An 18,871-nucleotide genomic window follows, 5' to 3' on the forward strand; every position below is an offset into this window, starting at 1 on the left:
CGCTTGACAATAGATCAATCGGTCTATCTAATTGGGCGGCATATACCGATCGTTCTATCTATCTTGGGAGTGCCGATGGCCCGCGCGTGGACCCTCCCCACCGTGCTGACCGGCGTCTTCGTCGCCATCCTCGACTTCTTCATCGTCAACGTGGCGATCCCCACCACGCAGCGGGACCTGCACGCCGGGCCGGCCGCGATCGAATGGGTGGTCGCCGGATACGCCCTGGCGTACGGCTCGGGGCTGGTCCTGGGCGGACGCCTCGGCGACGTGTTCGGCCGGCGCCGGATGTTCGCCCTCGGCCTCGCCCTGTTCACGCTCGCGTCGGTCGCCTGCGGGCTGGCCCCCGACGCGGGTTCGCTGGTGGCCGCCCGAGTCGTCCAGGGGGCCGCGGCCGCCGTCCTCGCCCCACAGGTGCTCGCCATCATCCGCACCGCCTACAGCGGCGCCGCCCAGGCCAGAGCCGTCAACGCGTACGCGCTGACCATGGGGCTTGCGGCGGTGTTCGGCCAGCTGGCCGGGGGCCTGCTCATCCAGGCCGACCTGTTCGGGCTCGGCTGGCGGGCCTGCTTCCTGATCAACCTGCCGATCGGCGCCGCCGCTCTCGCGGCGACCTGGCGGGTGATCCCGGAGAGCCGGGCGGCCGGTGCCGTACGGCTCGACCTCGGCGGGGCCGCCCTGGTCACGCTCGCGCTGGCGGCCACGCTGCTGCCGCTGATCGAGGGCCGTGAGCAGGGGTGGCCGGTGTGGACCTGGGTGTCGTTCGCCCTGGCCGTCGCACTGCTGCTGGCCTACGCCCGGCGACGGCACGACTCACCGCTCATCGACCTCGCCCTGTTCCGCGAGCGCGCCGTCACGGCGGGGCTGCTCACCAACCTCGCGTTCTCGATGGGCATGGCGGCGTACTTCTTGATCTTCGCGATGTACTCCCAGGAGGGCCGGGGCCTGGACGCCCTGCACGCCGGTCTGGTCTTCACGCCGATCGGCGCGGGCTACCTCGCGGCGTCGCTGCTGGCGCCGCGCCTGGCCGCGCGCTTCGGCCGCCAGATCATCGCGATCGGCGGCCTGACCAGGGCGGTCAGCCTGGCCGTCCTACTGGTCGCGGTCGCGGGGAACGCGCCGATCGGCTGGCTGGTGCCCGTGCTGGCCGTCGACGGGGCCGGCATGGGGCTCGTGCTGTCGCCCATCATGGGCACCGTCCTGTCGAGGGTCGCCCCGCACCACGCCGGCGGCGCCGCGGGCGCCCTCACCACCGCCCAGCAGATAGGCGGCGCGCTGGGCGTCGGCATCATCGGCATCGTCTTCTACAGCGCCCTGTCCGGCGGCGTCGCCGTGGCGTTCCAGCACGGGCTCGTCTACCTCATCGTCATCACCCTGGCCATCGCCGCTCTCGTCCAGTGGCTCCCGCGTGCCAGGGCCGCAGCCTGACCGTCATTCGCAAGGAGAACCATGAACGACCTCAACGACCTGGCCCGCCGCTACGTCGCCGTGTGGAACGAGCCCGACACCGCCGTACGCCGCGAGATGATCGCCGCGCTGTTCGCTCCCGACGCCGCCCACTACACCCCGTCGATGGAGGCCCACGGCCACGCGGAGCTGGAGGTGCGCATCGCCACGTCGTACGGCAAGTGGGTCGAGCCGGGCGGGTACGTCTTCCGCGCCGTGGAGAACGCGAACGGCCACCACGGAGCGGTCCGCTTCAACTGGGAGATGGCGCGGACCGCCTCCGGCGAGGTGGACTCGGTCGGATTCGACTTCCTCACGCTCGGCGAGGACGGCCGGATCAGGACCGACCACCAGTTCATTGAGAGCTGACCTCGCGCCCGGCCCTCGCGTTCGAATCGACGCGAGGGCCGGGCAGCGACTCGGCCCGGACTCGCCGGCCTGCGGCCAGAAGCGGAGGGCCGGCAGCGCGACCCGCACGGAATCGGCACGGTTGAAACTCGATGCGACCTCAGGGGGTCGGCTCGAACTCGCCGGCGTGGACGCCGAGGAGGAACGCCTTCCACTCCTCTGGGGTGAAGAACAGCTTGGGACCGTCGGGATCCTTCGAGTCCCGTACGGCGATCAGCCGACCGCTCTTGTGATCAGGTCCTCCATCGACCTCCGCTACCTCGACACAGTTGCCACCGTTGTCGCCTGAGAAGCGCGACTTGCGCCAGCGGGCGGTTTTCAGGTCCATTTCTCCTCCGCCGTCTTCCTGATGAGTTCAAGGGACATGGTCAGCGGCAGCGCCTCGGTCCGGATGGCCTCGAAACGCTCGATCGCTGCCGCGACATCCTCCACGTCACTCGTGGTGATGCCTCGGACGGCGGTCTCCGCGTAAAGGACGTCACTTCCGCCCTCCAGCGTCGCGATGACAAAGCCTCCGAGCAACCCTGAATGCATCCCATGCGGGAGGATCTGCACGCTCAGTCGCGGACCGACCGTAGCGATCAGGTGGGCGAGTTGTTCACGCATTACCTCCGATCCGCCGATGGGCCTGCACAGGACCGCCTCATCGATGACACATCGGAGGATCGGCGGCTGCGGCTCCTCACGGGTGAGGATGAGCTGCCGGTGCAGGCGGCCCTCCACCGCCGCGTCGTCGTCGCGCAGCACCACTCGCGCATACGCCTCGGTCTGCAGGAGGCCGGGGATCAGGAGCGGTTCGTAGGTCCGAAGCGTGGTGGCGACCTGCTCCTTGTCGCGCCACTTACCGAACCAGGAGGGGAACACCTGGCCCTTGCGCCAGTCCAGGAGGCGATGCAGCGCGCCTCCGGTGGACAGGACCTCGTCGCAGCACTGCGCGAACTCCGGACTGGCCGGAAGCTGACCGGTCTCGATACCGCTGATGAGCGACTCGCTGAAAACGCGTCACGGCACGTCCTCAAGCCAGAGAGGACCATGCCGGAAGCGGGCGGCCCCCTGACAGTTGGCTTCTCAGCTGTGTCTCAGGGGCGGTTCGGCAGTCTGATGTCCGGCCTTGAGTGCATGCGGAGGAGATGTGGCAGTCGTGGAGCACGCGCGGGAGGTGGCGGCGAACAGAGCCAGGATCAGCATCGTGCTGGGTGCGTGGGCCCTGTTCTACAGCGCTTATCGGGCTTACTACGCGCTGGGCGGAACCGTCGGCATGTTCGGCACGCCCGTGTCGCGCCCGCAGTGGTTGCTGATCAACGCAGTGGGGGCGGTCATCCTGCTGATCGCCGCGGTGTTGCCGGTGGCGACGCTGCCGCTGTGGCGGCACCCGTACGGGCAGCGCGGCCTGCAGGCCCTCTGCTGGGCGGTGGCGGTGGGATGCGTCATGCACGCCCTGGTCGATGTCATCCAGCGGGTGCTCAGCTTGGCCGGCCTGCTGTACATGGACCTTCCGTTCTGGGCGACGATCGACCGGCGCGCGGCCGATCTTCAGGATCTGCTGTTCAACGAACCGTGGTTCCTGGTGGAGGGGCTGCTGTGGGGCTGGCTCGCGGTGGTCAGCCTGGGCACGGGCACGGCCCGGCGTCGATGGCTGATGAGCGGCGGGATCGCGGTCGCCGTACTGACCGTGTTCGGCGTGCTGAGCGCGACCGGGGTGATCGGCACCTTCATCGTGATGTAGGCCTACCACGGCCCAGTGGTCGCGTCCCATGAGAAGAACCGGCCCGTGAGGCGTCGTCCGGCAGGAGAGCCTGTGGAGTGCGAGACTGACGTGGGCATTCGAAGCCGAGGCCGGCATCGTGTCGCCGTCCGGGCGACGCCAGGGACGTCACGAGGTCAGCGGAGGAGCCTTCCTGGCCGAACCGCGATAGGTCTCGGGATCGTACCGGCGTTCGCTGTCGTCCAGCTTGGCGTTCGCGGCCTCGGCGAGGTCGACGCCCAGCGCGTCGGCCAGCCTGACCAGATACAACGTCACGTCCCCGAGCTCGGCCCGGACCCTGCGCAGAGCGTCCTCGTCGAGGTCGCGCGACTCCTCGGCCGTCAGCCACTGGAACTCGGCGACCAGTTCCCCCGCCTCTCCGGCGAGGGCCATCGCGAGGTTCTTGGGCGTGTGGAACTTCTCCCAGTCCCGCACGCGTACGAACTCGCGCAGCCGGGCGGCCAGGTGCTCCAGTTCACCGCTCACGGCACCCGACCCTACTCGTGCGGCCGTACCGCGCCGTGGGTCAGGCCGTCGGCCATCAGCCTGGCCAGGTCATCGCCGAGCACGGCCGCCTCGCGCAGGGCCGACCGGAAACCGGCCAGACGCCGGAACGCCGCGCCGTACCTGCGTTGCTCCTCCATCGGCAGCAGCGGCAGCTCCGCACGCCGTACGTCCACCCGATAGCGCGAGGACATCGAGGTGTAGTGGCGGACGTTGACGGACGCGCAGAGGAAACCGGCGAGGAAGTCGGGGTCGAGCACCTCGGGATCCGGCCGCAGCAGGGACAGGTAGGGACCGAGCAGGGCGTCGCCCTTCGTCAGCACCCGCGCGACCGGGGCGGTCACGACCTGCGGCACCACGACGTCGCCGGCCCGCGTGACGATCGGCCTCGCCCCGGCGTGCTCGGAGGATCCCGTCGCGGGTCGGTCTTCGAGCACGTCCTCGACGGTGAGCACGGGCCTCCCCAGAGGAGGCTCCTCCCCCGGCCGGGCCGGCGTCTGCTGCTCCACGACGAGCATGCCGCGCCGCACCAGCTCGGGCAGCGGGACGAGGGCGAGCTCGTCCGGTGGTGCCGCCGCGACGGACGGCAGCAGCCCGGCGACGGTCCCGAACAGCTCGGCGAGCCGCGAACGTGCTCCGGCGATCCGCTCCGGTGACAGGTCGTCGGCGGCCGTGGACAGGTAGCGGGCGGGGGTGAGGTCCACGTCCTCGTCGAGCAGATCGACGAGCGGGACCGACCTGCTGACGCCCGGCTCGTCCAGCTCGCACCCCGCGCCGAACTCCCGCCATGCCGCGACGGCCACCCCGGCGTAGTCGTCCGGCCTGCCGGAGGTGTCGACCATCAGCACATGGCTCGGCGTGCCGCCCTCGGACGGCTGGCGCAGGATCCACAGCGTCAGGCCGACCGCCACGTTGGGCACGGCGCCCTGCGGGAGCGTGATGACCGCGCGCAACGCGCCGCGCCGCAGCAGCTGGGACCTGATCCGGCGGCCCGACCTGCGGCTGGCGACGGCCGGGGGCATGAGGAGCACGGCCACTCCTCCCGGCGCCAGGTGGGCGAGCGCGTGCTGCACCCAGGCCAGCTCGGGCTCCACGCGCGGCGGCAGGCCGTACTCCCACCGGGGGTCGGCCGTCAGCTCCTCGTAGCCCCAGTTGCGGTCGTTGAACGGCGGGTTGCACACCACCGCGTCCGCCAGCTCGCCGGGGAAGGCGTCCGCGCGCAGGGAGTCTCCCGGCCTGATCCGCGCGTTGTCGCAGCGCAGCGCGAGCCGTACGGCGGTGAGCCGGGCGGCCACCGGATCGGCGTCCTGGCCGAGCAGCCGGGCCCCGGGCGAGCGCTCGAGCGCCCGGCCGAGGATGCGGCCCGAGCCGCAGGCCGGGTCGAGCACGGAGCCGAACCCGCCGCCCACGAGGTCGAGCGTGAGCGTGACGATCTCGGCGGGAGTGGAGTAGACGCGCCGGGTGTGCACCTCGAAGTACCGCTCACGCAGGAACTCGAAGGTGTCGCGGACGCCGCGTTCCACGGCCAGCCGGGCGATGGAGCGGACCAGCGGCACCCTGGTCACCGGCACGGACTCGGGGAACGCCTCCGCGCTCACGGTCTTCGCGCACGTCGCGCGCACCCGGGCCGGAAGTCCCCGCGCCACCTCCTCGTCGGTCCCGGCCGAGAGCCGGCGCCAGTCGTCCGCCTCGTGCCGCACGTACACCAGGAAGGCCCCGAGGTCGGCGATCAGGTCGGCGAGGTCGTCGTCGTCGACGGTGGTCCGCAGGTCCTGCCAGAGCCACTCGTCCGGAGGGAGGTCCCTGCCCTCGCCGTGGCCGCGCAGCCACTCCCGGATCTCCGCGAGTGAGAACGCCGGGCTGGTGGACGTGCCTCCGACGGGCTCGGGAAAGTCGTCGTGCCTGCGCCGCCAGTTGCTGACCGCCGCACGCCCCACGCCGGCCAAGCGGGCGATGTCCGCCGCGGTGACGTGTACGTCTCGCCGCACGACGCTCCGCCTTCCGCCAGTTCTTCGATCAGACCGGACCATATCCGATGGCTCGGACCTGGGCAACGTCGCACCAAAGACTGGTTGATTGTGTCAACACATGCTCTAATGGACGCCAGAAGTCGGCATGGAAGGGAGCAAGGATCGTGAGCACCCCCATCACTCGCCTCAGGTCACTTCGCCGCGGCCGCGCGATCCATCTCCTGGACATCGAGAACCTGACCGGATCCCCCCTTCCGACCACCCCCGACGTACGGCAGGTGATGAGCGCCTACCAGCGCACGGTGCCGGTCGGGCCGCTGGACCAGTTCATCGTGGCGGTCAACCACAACGCGCTCGTCTCCGTGGGGATCGCGCTGCGCGGGGTGCAGTTGCTGGCCCGTTCGGGACCGGACGGCGCCGACCACGCCCTCGACGAGGCGGCCCGCACGACCCGGGTGGACCTGCGGTTCGAGCGGGCGGTGATCGGGTCGGGCGACGGCTACTTCGCCGACCTGGCCCTCTGGCTGGCGGGCTGCGGCCTGCACGTCACCGTCGTCTCCCAGCGCACCTGCCTGAGCTGGCGGCTCTACACCGCGGTCCCCGACACCGTCACCTTCGAACTGCCCGTCCCCCAGGCCGCTTGAGGCCTACCGCTCGCCGGAGCGGCGTGGGCACTATGAGGGCGTGATCGACTATTTGGTGATCGGGGCCGGGTCGGCCGGATGCGTCCTGGCCAACCGGCTGTCGGAGGATCCGGACGTCCGCGTCCTGCTCGTCGAGGCGGGCGGCGCCGACCGCCACCCGCTCTACCACGTGCCCAAGGGATTCGGAAAGCTCTTCGACGATCCGCGGAAGGTCTGGCACTACCGGACGCAGCCGTTCGGTCCCGACGGGCAGGCCGAGATATGGCCGCGCGGCCGGGTTCTCGGCGGGTCGAGCTCCATCAACGGCATGGTGTACAACCGCGGCCACCGCGCCGACTACGACGAACTCGTACGGCTCGGCAACCCCGGCTGGGGCTGGGACACGATGCTGCCGGTCTTCCGGGCGATGGAGGACAACGCCCTGGGCGCCACGGCGACCCGCGGGGCGGGCGGGCCGCTGCACGTGTCCCCTCCGCGCGACCCCGATCCCCTCTGCGACGAGATGATCGCATCCGGCGCCGCGCTCGGCCTGGCCGCGATGCCGGACGTCAACGAGTCCGACGACGAACGCGTCGGCCACGCGATGGCGACCATCAAGGACGGGCGGCGGTTCAGCGCGGCCCGGGCCTTCCTGCACCCCGTACGCCATCGGAGCAATCTCACCGTCGTGACCGGGACGACGGTGACCGGGCTGCTGTTCGACGGCGACAAGGTCGTCGGGGTCACCGCCCGGGACGCCGGCGGCGCCACCGTCGAATACCGCGCGGGCCGGGAGGTCGTCCTGTCCCTGGGCAGCCTGGGCACGCCGACGCTGCTGCAGTCGTCCGGCATCGGCCCCGCGGAGGTGCTGCGGGCGGCCGGTGTGGAGGTCCGGCTGGACCGGCCGATGGTCGGCGCCCGCATGCGCGAGCACCGGTGCCTGGCGCTGAAGTTCCGGCTGAAGGAGGACCTCGGCTACAACCGCATGCTGTCCACGCCGCTGCGGCAGGGCGTCACCGCGCTGCGCTACCTGATGAACCGCGGAGGCCCGCTCGCCGCGCCGGCCTACGACGTGATCGCCTTCCTCAAGACCCGGCCCGAACTCGACCGGCCGGACGCCCAACTGCTGATGGGGCCGTGGTCGGTGGCGACGTACCGTGCGGGCGAGACGGTCACGGTCGAGCGGCAACCCGGGGTCTCGGTCGTCGCCGAGATCCTCCGCCCGACCGCGGAGGGCAGCGTGGCCATCACCTCCGCCGACCCCGGCGCGCCGCTCCGTATCGAGCCCAACTACTTCGGCTCCGAGCACGACCGGCGCGTCGGCGTCGACCTGTTCCGCCGGATGCGCGAGTACTTCGCGCAGGAGCCGATCGCGGGACGGCTGGCGTCCGAGACGTTCCCCGGCCCCCGGGTCGGCTCGGACGAGGAGATCATCGACGCGGCGCTGGGCGGCGGCTACTGCGGCTACCACGCGATGGGCACCTGCGCCATGGGCCCGGGCGACGACGACGTGGTCGACGCGCGGCTGCGCGTGCGGGGCCTCGACAACCTGCGGATCGTCGACTGCTCGGTGCTGCCCACCATGATCTCCGGCAACCTGAACGGCCCCGTCATGGCGATGGCCTGGCACGCCGCGGACCTCATCCGCGGCGCGGCCTGACGGCTCAGCGCCGCGCCTTCATTCGGTGAGGACTGGGGCGTCGGCTCGGCCGACCGTTCCCGGCTCCTGGCTGATGTCCTCACTTATGCACTCACTGATCACAACCGCAAGACCGGGCGACAGGAGATACGGAAGGATACTCATCGTGACGGAGACCAAGCGCGCGTTGCTCAGCAGTGATTCCATCGGCGCGATCGCCGACATCACCGGGTCGGTCGCGGACGCGGAACGGGTCCTCGCGGCGGTGGGCATAACGCTGAGGCGCAGGCCCGTGACGCGGCACGAGGGCGCGGTCATCGTCCCCAGCACCTCCAGCCATGTGTCGCACACTCTCCGTTCTCTCGATCTCACCGATGTCGGGGTGGTGAGCGCCGTCTTACAGGCGACGGCCCGGTTCGCGGAGATCTACGAGGCGCAGCCGTCTGCGGACCGAGGTCGGCTCGTCCGCCTCCGCCACTGCCTGGCCTTTGACGGATTCCCGCTCGATCCCACCGGCGACCCCATCGCGGCAATCCGGGCGCTGGGCCTTGCGGCGTCGAACGTCCTCGTCGACGCCTCAGCGATCCGGGTGGAGCTCGCCCGCCTTGAGCGGTCGCTGGACGAGGATCCGAGCCTGGCCATCGGCAAGGCCAAGAACCTCATCGAGGCGACCGCCAAGGCCATCCTTCTGCAGCGGGGACGGCGCGTCCACGGAAGCCCGAATGTGCCGACCCTGGTGAACGACGCGATGACGGCGCTCGGCGTGCATCCGGACCAGGCCGATCCCGCAGGCTCCCCGGTGGTCCGCGAGATGCTGGCTGGACTGCGTGACGTTGCCCTCAGGGTCGGGACGCTCCGCAACAAGGTGGGGGATGGACACGGCCCCACGTCCGCTGTCACGGGCGTCACCGCCAAGGACAGCCGTCTCGCCGTCCGCGCCGCCATCGCCTGGTCCGCCTACATGCTCGACTCCCTGAGCGAGCCTGCCATGGACTCAGTCTGAGGTCATCAGACGGACGAACTCCTCACGAAGCTCGGCGAGAAGCGTCAGACCGCTCTCCGTCTCGGCGTACCAGAACTCCCAGCCGTTCAGCTTCCCCCCACCGGTCGCGGCACCGGCGGCGCCTGAAGGGCTGTCGAAAACCTCCCCGTCGAGCTCGATTTTTCCCTCTGACGTGACGATCGCCGTCGTTTCCGTTCCCCGCTTGTAGTCCACCAGCCGGGCCCCGATATCGAGAAGTCCGGCGTCGATCAGATGCGAGAGAGTCGCGCCGAAGATCTCCGTGCGCTGGAGGGCGGTGCCCGGGTCGCCGGGCGCCGGATATTCGGGCTGGTACGAAGGATTGGCGAGTAATGCGAACGCGTCCCGTGCGACCTGGGCCATCAACCTGCGCCGAGCAGCGAGGAACGCCGGATAGTCCATCTCCGTCCAGCCGTCGGGGAGTGCGTGCAGGTAGGACTGCCGGGCCAGTTCGGCTCCGGATAGACCCGCCTCGGTAATCTCCTCCGGCCAGTACGCCGACGGCGCCTTATCCGAGATGGCAATGTTCGTGTGCCACTCCACGAGTGCCATGTTGGCGATCTGATTGATCTTGCCGGTGTCGGTCACCTTGAGGTTCTGGCGCAGGTGCTTGCGTGGGAACAGGTGGTGTCGTTCTATGCCCTTCTTCGCCATAACCGCCGGGTCGAGTCTGGCCCGGACACTGATCCGCGACAGCAGCGCAGGGGCGTCGTGAATGTTGAGGGCCGCGATGTAGGCCATGAGCGCCGGCGATTTCGACGCGGACGTGGCCAGGTCGTTGGGGAGCCTGATGGTCCAGAAGTCGTTGGTCAATGTGTCGTCGATCGTCTTGTCCAGCACCGCACAGAAACCGTTCGCGTCGCCCTCGGCGACTCCGGTCAGCAGCGCAAAGTCACGCTCGGCCTGGCTCTCAAAGGGACCAGAGTAACGGCTCGTGGTGTGCGCCATAAAGAACCACCTAGCGATCAATTCTCGGAGCCGTCGAACCGGTACGCGGTAATGAACCTTACCGAAGAGCCACATAGCGTAGGCGAAGAGGATCGCATTGTCACTGGAAATCATCTTACTGCTGCGGAACCCTGCCCGCTCAAGGCAGAGCAGGAATTCGTGCCAGTTCGTCAGTTCGAGAACGTGCCGCTGTGCTTTTTCAAGCTTCGCGAACTGGATCTCTCTGCTCTGCAATGAAGTATTTCCGGTCTCCAGGTCCCGGCCACGTAAGATCGTGTACACATTTCTGAGCACCGCTCGCCGGAACGCGAGCGCGACAGTGACGCGGAGAAGCTGCGGAGGCTGTGGCTGTATATACCAGTTGAAGGGGGAGGCCGTGTCAAGGGCGGGAATCTTGGACTGCCTACTAAAGTCCTCCAACTCCCGGCGGCCCTTCTCCCAGAAAACGCTCATCAGGGTGAGAATGAAGTCGGCCTGGTTGAGCGTCACACCCTCGCTGTTGATGCGGACGAAGACCTCAGCGACCCGTTCCTCATCAACTGCGCGAGTCAGCTCCATGACCTTGAACGTATAGCCGCTCAACTCTCGTAACCGGCCGAGGCGCTCGGTGAGGAGATCTCGCTCCTCCAGATCCACCTCACGCTTGGCTTCGAGCCGGGTGAGGAACTCGCGGACGGTCGGATGAAAGCTTCCCGACGTCCATAGGACGCTAATGTCCGGAACGTACTCAGGGTCCTTCTCAATAGCCGCGTCTGTCACTGCGAATGACTCGTCAAGCGGGCGGAAGGCAATCCGGATCCGAGTCCTGCTGTAGTCCTCGCGTAGTACCTCCATCCCCTTCATGACGGCGTACAGGGAGGTGAGCCGCTGCTGCCCGTCCACTATGAGATAGCGAGGAGCCGAGCTTCCTGTCCCGATTTGCCTCGCCCCGGGGTCCGCGTCGGTTTCCCAGAAAAGCAAGAAACCCACCGGGAACCCCTTGTACATCGAATCAAACAGTGATCGAACCTTGGTCGCTTGCCATACGAAGGGCCGCTGAATGTCGGGGAGTGCGATGTCCCCCTGGTCGATGGACTGGACGAGGTAGCTGACGGGATAGCTGGCATCCCGGAAGAGCATCGTTGCCATGATCACCTGCTCCAGAAGCGCGGAAGGCCTGTGATCATTGACTCTACTTGACTAATGCATACTTCTCCTTTACCAGTCGGATTCAAGGCAACCTGGTATCCCAGGAACCTCAGACCTCCGCGATGGCCAGGGAGCGGCCCGGCAACTCGAGCACGTCGTCGGCCAGGCGGGCGGACTCGTCGGAGGCGAGCAGGAGCCGCGACGCGGCCAGCCGTACGGGCACCGGGCCTTCGGCGAAGTTGGCGGCGATCCGCAGCGCACCGCGTTCGATCACCACGACGCGCCGGTCCTCGTCCACCTCGGCCCGCACCCGGTCCAGGCGGGGATCGGTGAGATCGGGATGAGACTTGCGGAGCGCGATGAGGTCGCGATACCAGCCCAGCAGCGAGGCGTGCTCGTCCTTGGCCGTCTCCTCCCAGTCGAGCTTGGAGCGCAGGAAGGTCGTCTCCTCGCCAGGCTCGGGGGCCTTCCAGTCGTAGCCGAAGCCCTCGAACTCCTTCCTGCGCCGTTCGCCCTCGCCCTCCGCGAGGTGCGGCTCGAAGTGGTCGGTGAAGAAGTAGAACGGGGTGGTCGCCCCCCACTCCTCGCCCATGAACAGCATCGGGGTGAACGGCGAGGTCAGCAGCAGCCCCGCGGCGAGGCGGAGCTGCTCCGGCCGCATGCGGTCACCTTCGGGCCGGTTGCCGATCTGGTCGTGGTTCTGGGCGCAGCAGACGAACCGGTGGCCGGGAATCCCGGTCGCCGGTCGGCCATGCGAGCGCCCCCGGAACGACGAGTAGGTGCCGTCGTGGAAATAGCCGGATGTCAGCACCTTGGCCAGGGACGACAGGGTGGCGAAGTCGCCGTAGTAGGCGTTGTTCTCCCCCGTGACGTTCGCGTGGATGGCGTGGTGGACGTCGTCGTTCCAGCTCGCGTGCATGCCGAGTCCGCCGGCCTCGCGCGGGGTGACCATGCGGGGGTCGTTGAGGTCCGACTCGGCGATGAGCGTCAGCGGGCGGCCCACGGCGGCGGACAGCGCGTCGACCTCGGCCGACAGCTCCTCCAGAAGGTGCACGGCGCGCTTGTCGTGCAGGGCGTGCACGGCGTCGAGGCGCAGCCCGTCGATGTGGTAGTCGCGCAGCCACTGCAGGGCGTTCTCGATGAAGTAGCGCCGCACCCCGTCCGAGCCGGGCCCGTCGAGGTTGACCGCGTCGCCCCAGTAGGACCCCTTGGCGTCGTGGAAGTAGGGCCCGAACTTGGCCAGGTAGTTGCCCGAAGGACCGAGGTGGTTGTAGACGACGTCGAGGATGACGCCGACACCGGCCCGGTGGCAGGCGTCGACCAGGCTCTTGAGGCCGTCCGGCCCGCCGTACTCCTCGAACACCGCGTAGAGGTCCACGCCGTCGTAGCCCCAGTTGCGCTTTCCCGGCACGGGCGGCACCGGCATGATCTCGACGAAGTCGACCCCGAGGCCGACCAGGTGGTCGAGCCGGTCGGCCACTCCCCGGAAGGTGCCTTCGGGCGAGAACGTGCCGACGTGCAGCTCGTAGATCACCCCGCCGCGCAGGTCGCGGCCGTGCCAGTCCTGGTCCGTCCAGGCGAACCTGTCGTGGTGGTAGACGCGGCTCGGGCCGTTCACCCCGTACGGCTGCCGCCGCGTCCGGGGGTCGGGGAACGGCCCGTCGCCGTCCACGAAGAAGGCGTAGTCGAGGTCGTGCTCGTCGCCGGGGGCGGTCCACCGGCCGCCCTCGCCCCGCGACATCTCATGCCGGGCGCCCCCGTGCTCGACCTCGACCCGCGCCGCCTCGGGCGCCCACACCTCGAACATACGCATATCCCCCTATCGGACGAAGCCCGTCAGCCTTCGAGAATCGCGACCGGATACGCGGACAGCAGGTCGGCCATCCGCACCTCACCCGCGTGCTCGGCGCCGGTGAGCAGGTCGCGCCAGCGCCCCTGCGGCAGGGTGATCGCGTCACTCCCCCATCCGCCCCTGCGCTCCAGCCCGACGGGCAACCGGGTCGCGACCACGACGGCGGCCGTCCCCTGCCCGGGGGCGCCCCGCGTGAACGCGACCGCGTGCTCTCCCGCCTCGATCGGCGCGTACGGCGCCTCGGGGTCGAGCCGCTGCCGCAGGCCGAGCGCGGCGGCGGTGACACGGATCTTCTGGCCGTCCCAGCTGTCGTCGGGCTCGGCCAGCAGCCGGCGGCGCCGCTCGAAGTCCACCGGCCGGCGGTTGTCCGGGTCGACCAGCGAGAAGTCGGTGATCTCGTTGCCCTGGTAGACGTCCGGGATGCCCGGCATGAGGAGCTGGACGGCCTTCTGCCCCAGCGAGTTGACGCGGGCATACCGGTCCACGACCTCGGTGAACGAGGCGACCGAGTAGCCGCAGGCGTCGATGGCCCGCCGGGCGAAGTCCCTGATCCCCTCCTCGTACGCCGGGTCGGGGTTCAGCCAGGAGATCGACGTCTTGGCCTCGCGCGCCGCCTTGAGCAGGTAGTCGGTGAAGCGGTCGAGGGGGATCGGCCAGGCCGCCATCAGCGACTGCCAGGCGAGGTAGTCGAGCTTGGGGTCGAACGACACGGCCGCCGCCCAGGAGTCGACGGCCATCGCCCACTCCTCGGGCAGCTCCGACAGCACCGCGAGACGGGCGCGCACGTCCTCCGACCGCTTCGTGTCGTGGGTGGACAGGGTGGTCATCGTCCGCGGCGGCAGCCCGGCGCAGAACTCGTGGAACTCGGCGGGCGACACCCCGAACCTGTCGGCCTCCCCGCCCACCTCGTTGAGGCAGGCCAGCGGATACCACCGGTAGAGCGCGGTGTCCTCGACGCCCTTGGCCATCACCGGCCCGCAGGTCTGCTGGAAGCGGGTGACCGCCTCGGGCGGGCCGTACAGGACGAGGTTGGCGGCCTTGGCCACCATGTCGGGGTCGGTCCTGGTGGCCGCCCGCCCGGCCGCCTCCTGGACGATCGCCTCGGAGTCGGCGGGCGGCTGCTCGCCCGGGTTCACGTACGCCCGGTAGACGGGCATCGCGGCCAGCAGCTCCACGACGGCCTCGCGCAGCTCCGGATCGCCGAGATCGTCGGTCAGCCGGTCGACCTCTCCCCCGAAGAACAGGTCGATGACGTACTTCTTGGAGTCGTGCCGCACGGTCTCGTAGTCGTCGCGTACGCCGGTGCGGCGGCCGAACGTCTCGATCAGCGCGTCGCGGCCGGCCGGGTCGACGAACAGCCGGGTGATCATGTTGAGCGCGTCGTATCCGGTGGTGCCTTCGCACGGCCAGTCGGCGGGCAGTCGCTCGCCGTCGATGAGGATCTTCTCCACCCACAGCGGACCGGGCACGTGCGGGCGCAGCCGCCGGAGGTAGCCGCGGGGGTCGGCCAGGCCGTCCGGGTGGTCGACGCGCAGCCCGTGGAGCACCCCCTCCTCGATGAGGCGGAAGGTCACGGCGTGGGTGGCCTCGAAGATCTCGGGGTCCTCCACGCGCAGGCCCATCAGCGACGACACGTCGAAGAACCGCCGATATCCGGGGCTCTCCCGCCAGTGGGCCAGCCGGTAGTGCTGGGCCTCCAGCAGCTCCGGCAGCGGCAGGTGCTCGGTGCCGGGCCTGATCGGGAACGCGTGGTCGTGGTAGCGCAGCACCTGACCGTCCACACCGTCGTCCACACGCAGCGCCTCGTCGGCGTCGTCGCCGAGCAGCGGCAGGGTGACCGGCCACTGGAAGTCGAACCACCGGGAGGCCGGCGACCCCGGGCCGTCCCGCAGCGCCGCCCACAGCTGGGCGTTGTCCGACTCCGGCACCGGCACGGTCATGTGGTTGGGCACGATGTCGGAGACCAGCGGCATGCCCTTGGCCGCCAGCGCCCGAAGGCCCTCCTCACCGCCGAACTCCTCGCGTACGCGGCCGTGGTCGGTCACGTCGTACCCGTGCTGGGACTCCCTGCAGGCCTGGAGGATCGGCGACAGGTAGAGGTGGCCTGCCCCCAGGTCACGGAGGTATCCGACGAGGCTCGCGGCCTGGGCGAATCCGAAGTCGGGCGTCAGCTGCACCCGATAGGTAGAAGTCACCGAACCGCCTTTCGCAGCGCGTTTCCGGAGGTCGTGTTCATAGTGCACGTCGCGGGCGCGCCCCTGCCAGCACCGCGACGGGCAGGAGGGGCGCAGAACGCGGCTCCCCTCCTGCCCGGTGTGACGCGGACTAACGCCGAAGCGCACTCTATTCGCGCATCGGTGCTGGTCAGGACCCCAGCACGGGCCGGACTCTGCGCAGCACCCGCACCGACCGGCCGCTCACGGGCACGGCCTCGCCGGCCCGGCACACGCGCGACTCGCTCAGCACCGGCATCGCCGTGTCCAGCTCGGTCGCCCACAGCTCCCCGTAGTCGTCGGGGATCGTGAACTTGATGACCTCGTGGTGGGCGTTGAACAGCAGCAGGAACGAGTCGTCGCTGATCCGCCGGCCGCGGCGGTCGGGCTCGGTGATGGCGTCGCCGTTCAGGAACACCGCCAGCGCCTTGGCGTAGCCGTTCGTCCAGTCGGCGTCGGCCATCTCCGTGCCGGACGGCGTGAGCCAGGCGATGTCGCTCAGCTCGTCGTGCGACCCGCGTACGGGCCGGCCGTAGAAGAAGCGGCGGCGGCGGAAGACCGGGTGGTCGCGGCGCAGCCGGGCCAGGCGCCGGGTGAAGTCGAGGAGCTGGCGCTTCTCCCTGGTTCCCGCGTCATCCCGCGCACCGGCCTCCAGGATCGTGCCCCAGTCGACCCAGCTGATCTCGTTGTCCTGGCAGTAGGAGTTGTTGTTGCCCTGCTGGGTGCGGCCGATCTCGTCGCCGTGCGACAGCATCGGCACGCCCTGCGACAGGAACAGCGTGGCCAGGAAGTTGCGCTTCTGCCGTTCGCGGAGCTGGGCGACCGGACCGGTCGCCGGGCCCTCCACCCCGCAGTTCCAGGAGCGGTTGTCGTCCGCGCCGTCGCGGTTGTCCTCGCCGTTGGCCTCGTTGTGCTTGTCGTTGTACGACACGAGGTCCTGGAGTGTGAAGCCGTCGTGGCAGGTGACGAAGTTGATCGACGCGGCCGGGCGGCGGCTGTCGTCCTGGTAGAGGTCGCTCGACCCGGTGAGACGGCTGGCGAACTCCGGCAGCGCGGCGGGCTCGCCCCGCCACAGGTCGCGGATGGTGTCGCGGTAGCGGCCGTTCCACTCGGTCCAGCGGGCCGGGAAGTTGCCGACCTGGTAGCCGCCGGGGCCGACGTCCCACGGCTCGGCGATGAGCTTGACCTGCGACAGCACCGGGTCCTGCTGGACGAGGTCGAAGAACGCGCTCAGCCGGTCGACCTCGTGCAGCTCCCGGGCGAGGGAGGCCGCGAGGTCGAAGCGGAAGCCGTCCACGTGCATGTCGCGCACCCAGTAGCGCAGCGAATCCATGATCAGCTGGAGTGCGTGCGGGCTGCGCATCAGCAGGCTGTTGCCGGTGCCGGTGGTGTCCATGTAGTAGCGCCGGTCGTCCTCGACCAGCCGGTAGTAGTTGGCGTTGTCGATGCCGCGCATGGACAGGGTCGGGCCCAGGTGGTTGCCCTCCGCCGTGTGGTTGTAGACGACGTCGAGGATCACCTCGATGCCCGCCTCGTGCAGGGCCTTCACCATCGCCTTGAACTCCAGCACCTGCCCGCCGCGCTGCCCCGAGCTGGAGTACGCGTTGTGCGGCGCGAAGAAGCCGATCGTGTTGTAGCCCCAGTAGTTGGACAGCCCCCGCTTCTCCAGCATGTGGTCGGTCACGAACTGGTGGACCGGCATGAGCTCGATCGCGGTGACGCCGAGCGAGGTGAGGTGGTCGATGATCTCGGGGTGGCCCAGGGCGGCGTACGTGCCCCGGATCCGCTCGGGGATCTTCGGATGGCTTGTCGTGAGGCCGCGCACGTGCGCCTCGTAGATCACCGTGTCGTGGTAGGGCGTGGCCGGCGGCCGGTCGTGTCCCCAGCCGAAGAACGGGTTGACGACGATCGACCTCGGCACGTACGGCGCCGAGTCGCTGTCGTCCCGGCTGTCCGGCTCGCCGAAGCGGTAGCCGTACACCGCCTGGTCCCAGTTGACCGAGCCCTCCACCGCCTTGGCGTACGGGTCGAGCAGCAGCTTGTTGGGGTTGCAGCGCAGGCCGTCGGCGGGCGAGTAGGGCCCGTGGACGCGGTAGCCGTACCGCTGGCCCGGCCCCACCCCGGGCAGGTAGCAGTGCCAGACGAAGCCGTCCACCTCGCTCAGCGAGACGCGCTCCTCGTTGCCGTCGTCGTCGAACAGGCACAGCTCTACGCGCTCGGCCACCTCGGAGAAGAGCGCGAAGTTGGTGCCCGCTCCGTCGTACGTCGCCCCGAGCGGATAGGAATCCCCCGGCCAGATCTCCCTCACTGGACCTCCTCGCCCTCCGGCTCGGCGGTCATGCCGGGAAGGTCCCGGAGCCCACCGGCTCTATGGTCGCACTCGCCCACGGTCCGTACCCTTCCCGGAACCCCGCGTGCGAGATCGTGGTGCTGACTGTCGTTCACAAGACATCGTGCCTGCCCAGAAAAGGCTTCGACAGTCTCGCCACGTTAACTGCGTGTATGGCAACGGGGTGAACCGGCCATCAGCGAGCAAAGCACCGGTGACCTGGACCGACTCGCCGCGAACGGACGCGGGGCGCCCGCCCCGTCCGTCACGGACCGCAGTCGCCCGGCTGTGACTCAACAGGGATCGGGCGCCCCGGCGAGACCGCGTACAGCGCCGATCACCCCGGCGACGCGGTCCCCGGTCGCGGTCGGCCCGTGGGCCGAGGCGATCGCGATGATCTCCATGGCGGCGAGCCGGTCGACATGGCGCCCGAAGATCCGCGGGTCGAGCCAGCGGTGCCAGGGGCTGAGCCCCGCGCCGAAGGCGCGCACCGCCTTCAGATAGTCCTCCAGCGGGAGGTCCCCCGCGTCCGCGGTCGCGACCGGCACCTCGGCCCCGAAGCAGTCGGCCGCCCAGTAGACCCCGCTGCGGTCGTCGTACAGCCCCCGGGTCGCCGGGGCGTCGTAGAGCGGGGGCCGCACCGCGGTCAGCCGCCGGTCGCCCGCGTCGAACGACTCGTCGTCGGCGATCCGGCGCGTACGGCCCGGCGGCGGCGCGAAGCCGCGCCCCGGACGCGCGGGCGAGCCGGTGACCAGCGTCGCGGCCGGGCACATCTCCAGGGCGACCTCCAGGTTTCCCGCGTGGTCGGGGTCGTCGTGGCTCAGGAAGATCCATCGCACGTCGCGCGGCTCCACGACCGCGAAGACGTCCTCGGTCCAGCGCTCGCGGTGCTCGGCCGCGCCGGTGTCCACGATCACCGGCTCGCGTCCGGTGATGACCATCGAGTCGATGTGCGCGTACCCCGCCGCCACGGGTTCGATCACCGGGACGAGCACCACGTCGGGCGCGATCCGCCAGGGACCTGTCGGCTGTGTGTCCATGCCCCA

At 69.7% G+C, this 18,871-nt stretch carries 15 protein-coding genes; 6 read left to right on the top strand and 9 right to left on the bottom strand.

From position 1 onward, the window contains the following. The first annotated feature begins 75 nt into the window (after nt 1-75). Together QSK36_RS23885 and QSK36_RS23890 are read left to right on the top strand one after the other, a co-directional pair. Nucleotides 76-1,428, top strand: a complete 1,353-nt coding sequence (locus QSK36_RS23885; RefSeq protein WP_285783928.1) for an MFS transporter — start codon at nt 76-78, stop codon at nt 1,426-1,428. Nucleotides 1,429-1,449: 21 nt separating this feature from the next. Then, nucleotides 1,450-1,815 (top strand): nuclear transport factor 2 family protein, encoded by a 366-nt coding sequence (locus QSK36_RS23890; RefSeq protein WP_183535310.1) that lies wholly within the window; start codon nt 1,450-1,452, stop codon nt 1,813-1,815. Between the two features lie 139 nt (nt 1,816-1,954). Here the strand turns inward: QSK36_RS23890 and QSK36_RS23895 are convergent, their stop codons facing one another. After that, nucleotides 1,955-2,182, bottom strand: a complete 228-nt coding sequence (locus tag QSK36_RS23895; RefSeq protein WP_183535308.1) for a DUF397 domain-containing protein — start codon at nt 2,180-2,182, stop codon at nt 1,955-1,957. After that, a complete protein-coding gene (locus QSK36_RS23900; RefSeq protein ID WP_183535306.1) occupies nt 2,173-2,718 on the bottom strand; it encodes a DUF5753 domain-containing protein in 546 nt (181 codons plus the stop codon). The genes QSK36_RS23895 and QSK36_RS23900 overlap by 10 nt, the downstream gene beginning before the upstream one ends. Nucleotides 2,719-2,986: 268 nt before the next feature. On the opposite strand from QSK36_RS23900, the gene QSK36_RS23905 reads away from it, so the two are divergent. Beyond that, the gene (locus tag QSK36_RS23905; protein WP_183535305.1) at nt 2,987-3,580 is read left to right on the top strand and encodes a DUF3995 domain-containing protein; all 594 of its coding nucleotides are present in this window, start codon (nt 2,987-2,989) and stop codon (nt 3,578-3,580) included. 147 nt (nt 3,581-3,727) lie between these two features. Here QSK36_RS23905 and QSK36_RS23910 read toward each other — a convergent pair whose 3' ends face one another. Then, nucleotides 3,728-4,084, bottom strand: a complete 357-nt coding sequence (locus QSK36_RS23910; RefSeq protein WP_285783929.1) for a nucleotide pyrophosphohydrolase — start codon at nt 4,082-4,084, stop codon at nt 3,728-3,730. 11 nt (nt 4,085-4,095) lie between these two features. Beyond that, complete coding sequence (locus QSK36_RS23915; RefSeq protein ID WP_285783930.1) at nt 4,096-6,090, bottom strand: N-6 DNA methylase; 1,995 nt, start codon at nt 6,088-6,090, stop codon at nt 4,096-4,098. Between the two features lie 146 nt (nt 6,091-6,236). Here QSK36_RS23915 and QSK36_RS23920 point away from each other — a divergent pair, with 146 nt between their 5' ends. The 3 genes from QSK36_RS23920 (at nt 6,237) to QSK36_RS23930 (ending at nt 9,337) form a co-directional block, all read left to right on the top strand. Continuing rightward, nucleotides 6,237-6,716, top strand: coding sequence for a hypothetical protein (locus tag QSK36_RS23920; RefSeq protein ID WP_183535303.1), 480 nt, complete (start codon nt 6,237-6,239; stop codon nt 6,714-6,716). Nucleotides 6,717-6,756: 40 nt separating this feature from the next. Then, complete coding sequence (locus tag QSK36_RS23925; protein WP_183535302.1) at nt 6,757-8,355, top strand: GMC family oxidoreductase; 1,599 nt, start codon at nt 6,757-6,759, stop codon at nt 8,353-8,355. Nucleotides 8,356-8,500: 145 nt separating this feature from the next. Next, nucleotides 8,501-9,337 carry an abortive infection family protein gene (locus QSK36_RS23930; protein WP_285783931.1) on the top strand — a complete coding sequence of 279 codons (837 nt, stop codon included), beginning with the start codon at nt 8,501-8,503 and terminating at the stop codon, nt 9,335-9,337. On the opposite strand, the gene QSK36_RS23935 is transcribed toward QSK36_RS23930, so the two are convergent. From QSK36_RS23935 to QSK36_RS23955, 5 genes are all read right to left on the bottom strand, one after another. After that, nucleotides 9,329-11,431: a GmrSD restriction endonuclease domain-containing protein gene (locus QSK36_RS23935; protein WP_285783932.1), complete on the bottom strand. Its 2,103-nt coding sequence runs from the start codon at nt 11,429-11,431 to the stop codon at nt 9,329-9,331. The genes QSK36_RS23930 and QSK36_RS23935 overlap by 9 nt on opposite strands. Before the next feature lie 109 nt (nt 11,432-11,540). Continuing rightward, nucleotides 11,541-13,238: a malto-oligosyltrehalose trehalohydrolase gene (gene treZ, locus QSK36_RS23940; protein ID WP_285783933.1), complete on the bottom strand. Its 1,698-nt coding sequence runs from the start codon at nt 13,236-13,238 to the stop codon at nt 11,541-11,543. A gap of 29 nt (nt 13,239-13,267) precedes the next feature. Then, nucleotides 13,268-15,478 carry a malto-oligosyltrehalose synthase gene (treY, locus tag QSK36_RS23945; protein WP_285783934.1) on the bottom strand — a complete coding sequence of 737 codons (2,211 nt, stop codon included), beginning with the start codon at nt 15,476-15,478 and terminating at the stop codon, nt 13,268-13,270. Between the two features lie 169 nt (nt 15,479-15,647). Further along, nucleotides 15,648-17,804, bottom strand: a complete 2,157-nt coding sequence (glgX, locus tag QSK36_RS23950) for a glycogen debranching protein GlgX (protein ID WP_182901135.1) — start codon at nt 17,802-17,804, stop codon at nt 15,648-15,650. 314 nt (nt 17,805-18,118) lie between these two features. Beyond that, nucleotides 18,119-18,865: an oxygen-binding di-iron domain-containing protein gene (locus QSK36_RS23955; RefSeq protein ID WP_285783935.1), complete on the bottom strand. Its 747-nt coding sequence runs from the start codon at nt 18,863-18,865 to the stop codon at nt 18,119-18,121. Between the last annotated feature and the right edge of the window lie 6 nt (nt 18,866-18,871).

The sequence above is a fragment of the Microbispora sp. NBRC 16548 genome (genome assembly GCF_030268985.1).
In the GTDB taxonomy this organism is placed as follows: domain Bacteria; phylum Actinomycetota; class Actinomycetes; order Streptosporangiales; family Streptosporangiaceae; genus Microbispora; species Microbispora catharanthi.

Coding starts and splice junctions, on each gene's coding strand:
- QSK36_RS23885 (WP_285783928.1), top strand. CDS start 76: ATGGCCCGCGCGTGGACCCTCCCCACCGTGCTGACCGGCGTCTTCGTC.
- treZ (WP_285783933.1), bottom strand. CDS start 13,238: ATGTTCGAGGTGTGGGCGCCCGAGGCGGCGCGGGTCGAGGTCGAGCAC.
- QSK36_RS23955 (WP_285783935.1), bottom strand. CDS start 18,865: ATGGACACACAGCCGACAGGTCCCTGGCGGATCGCGCCCGACGTGGTG.
- QSK36_RS23895 (WP_183535308.1), bottom strand. CDS start 2,182: ATGGACCTGAAAACCGCCCGCTGGCGCAAGTCGCGCTTCTCAGGCGAC.
- QSK36_RS23890 (WP_183535310.1), top strand. CDS start 1,450: ATGAACGACCTCAACGACCTGGCCCGCCGCTACGTCGCCGTGTGGAAC.
- QSK36_RS23935 (WP_285783932.1), bottom strand. CDS start 11,431: ATGGCAACGATGCTCTTCCGGGATGCCAGCTATCCCGTCAGCTACCTC.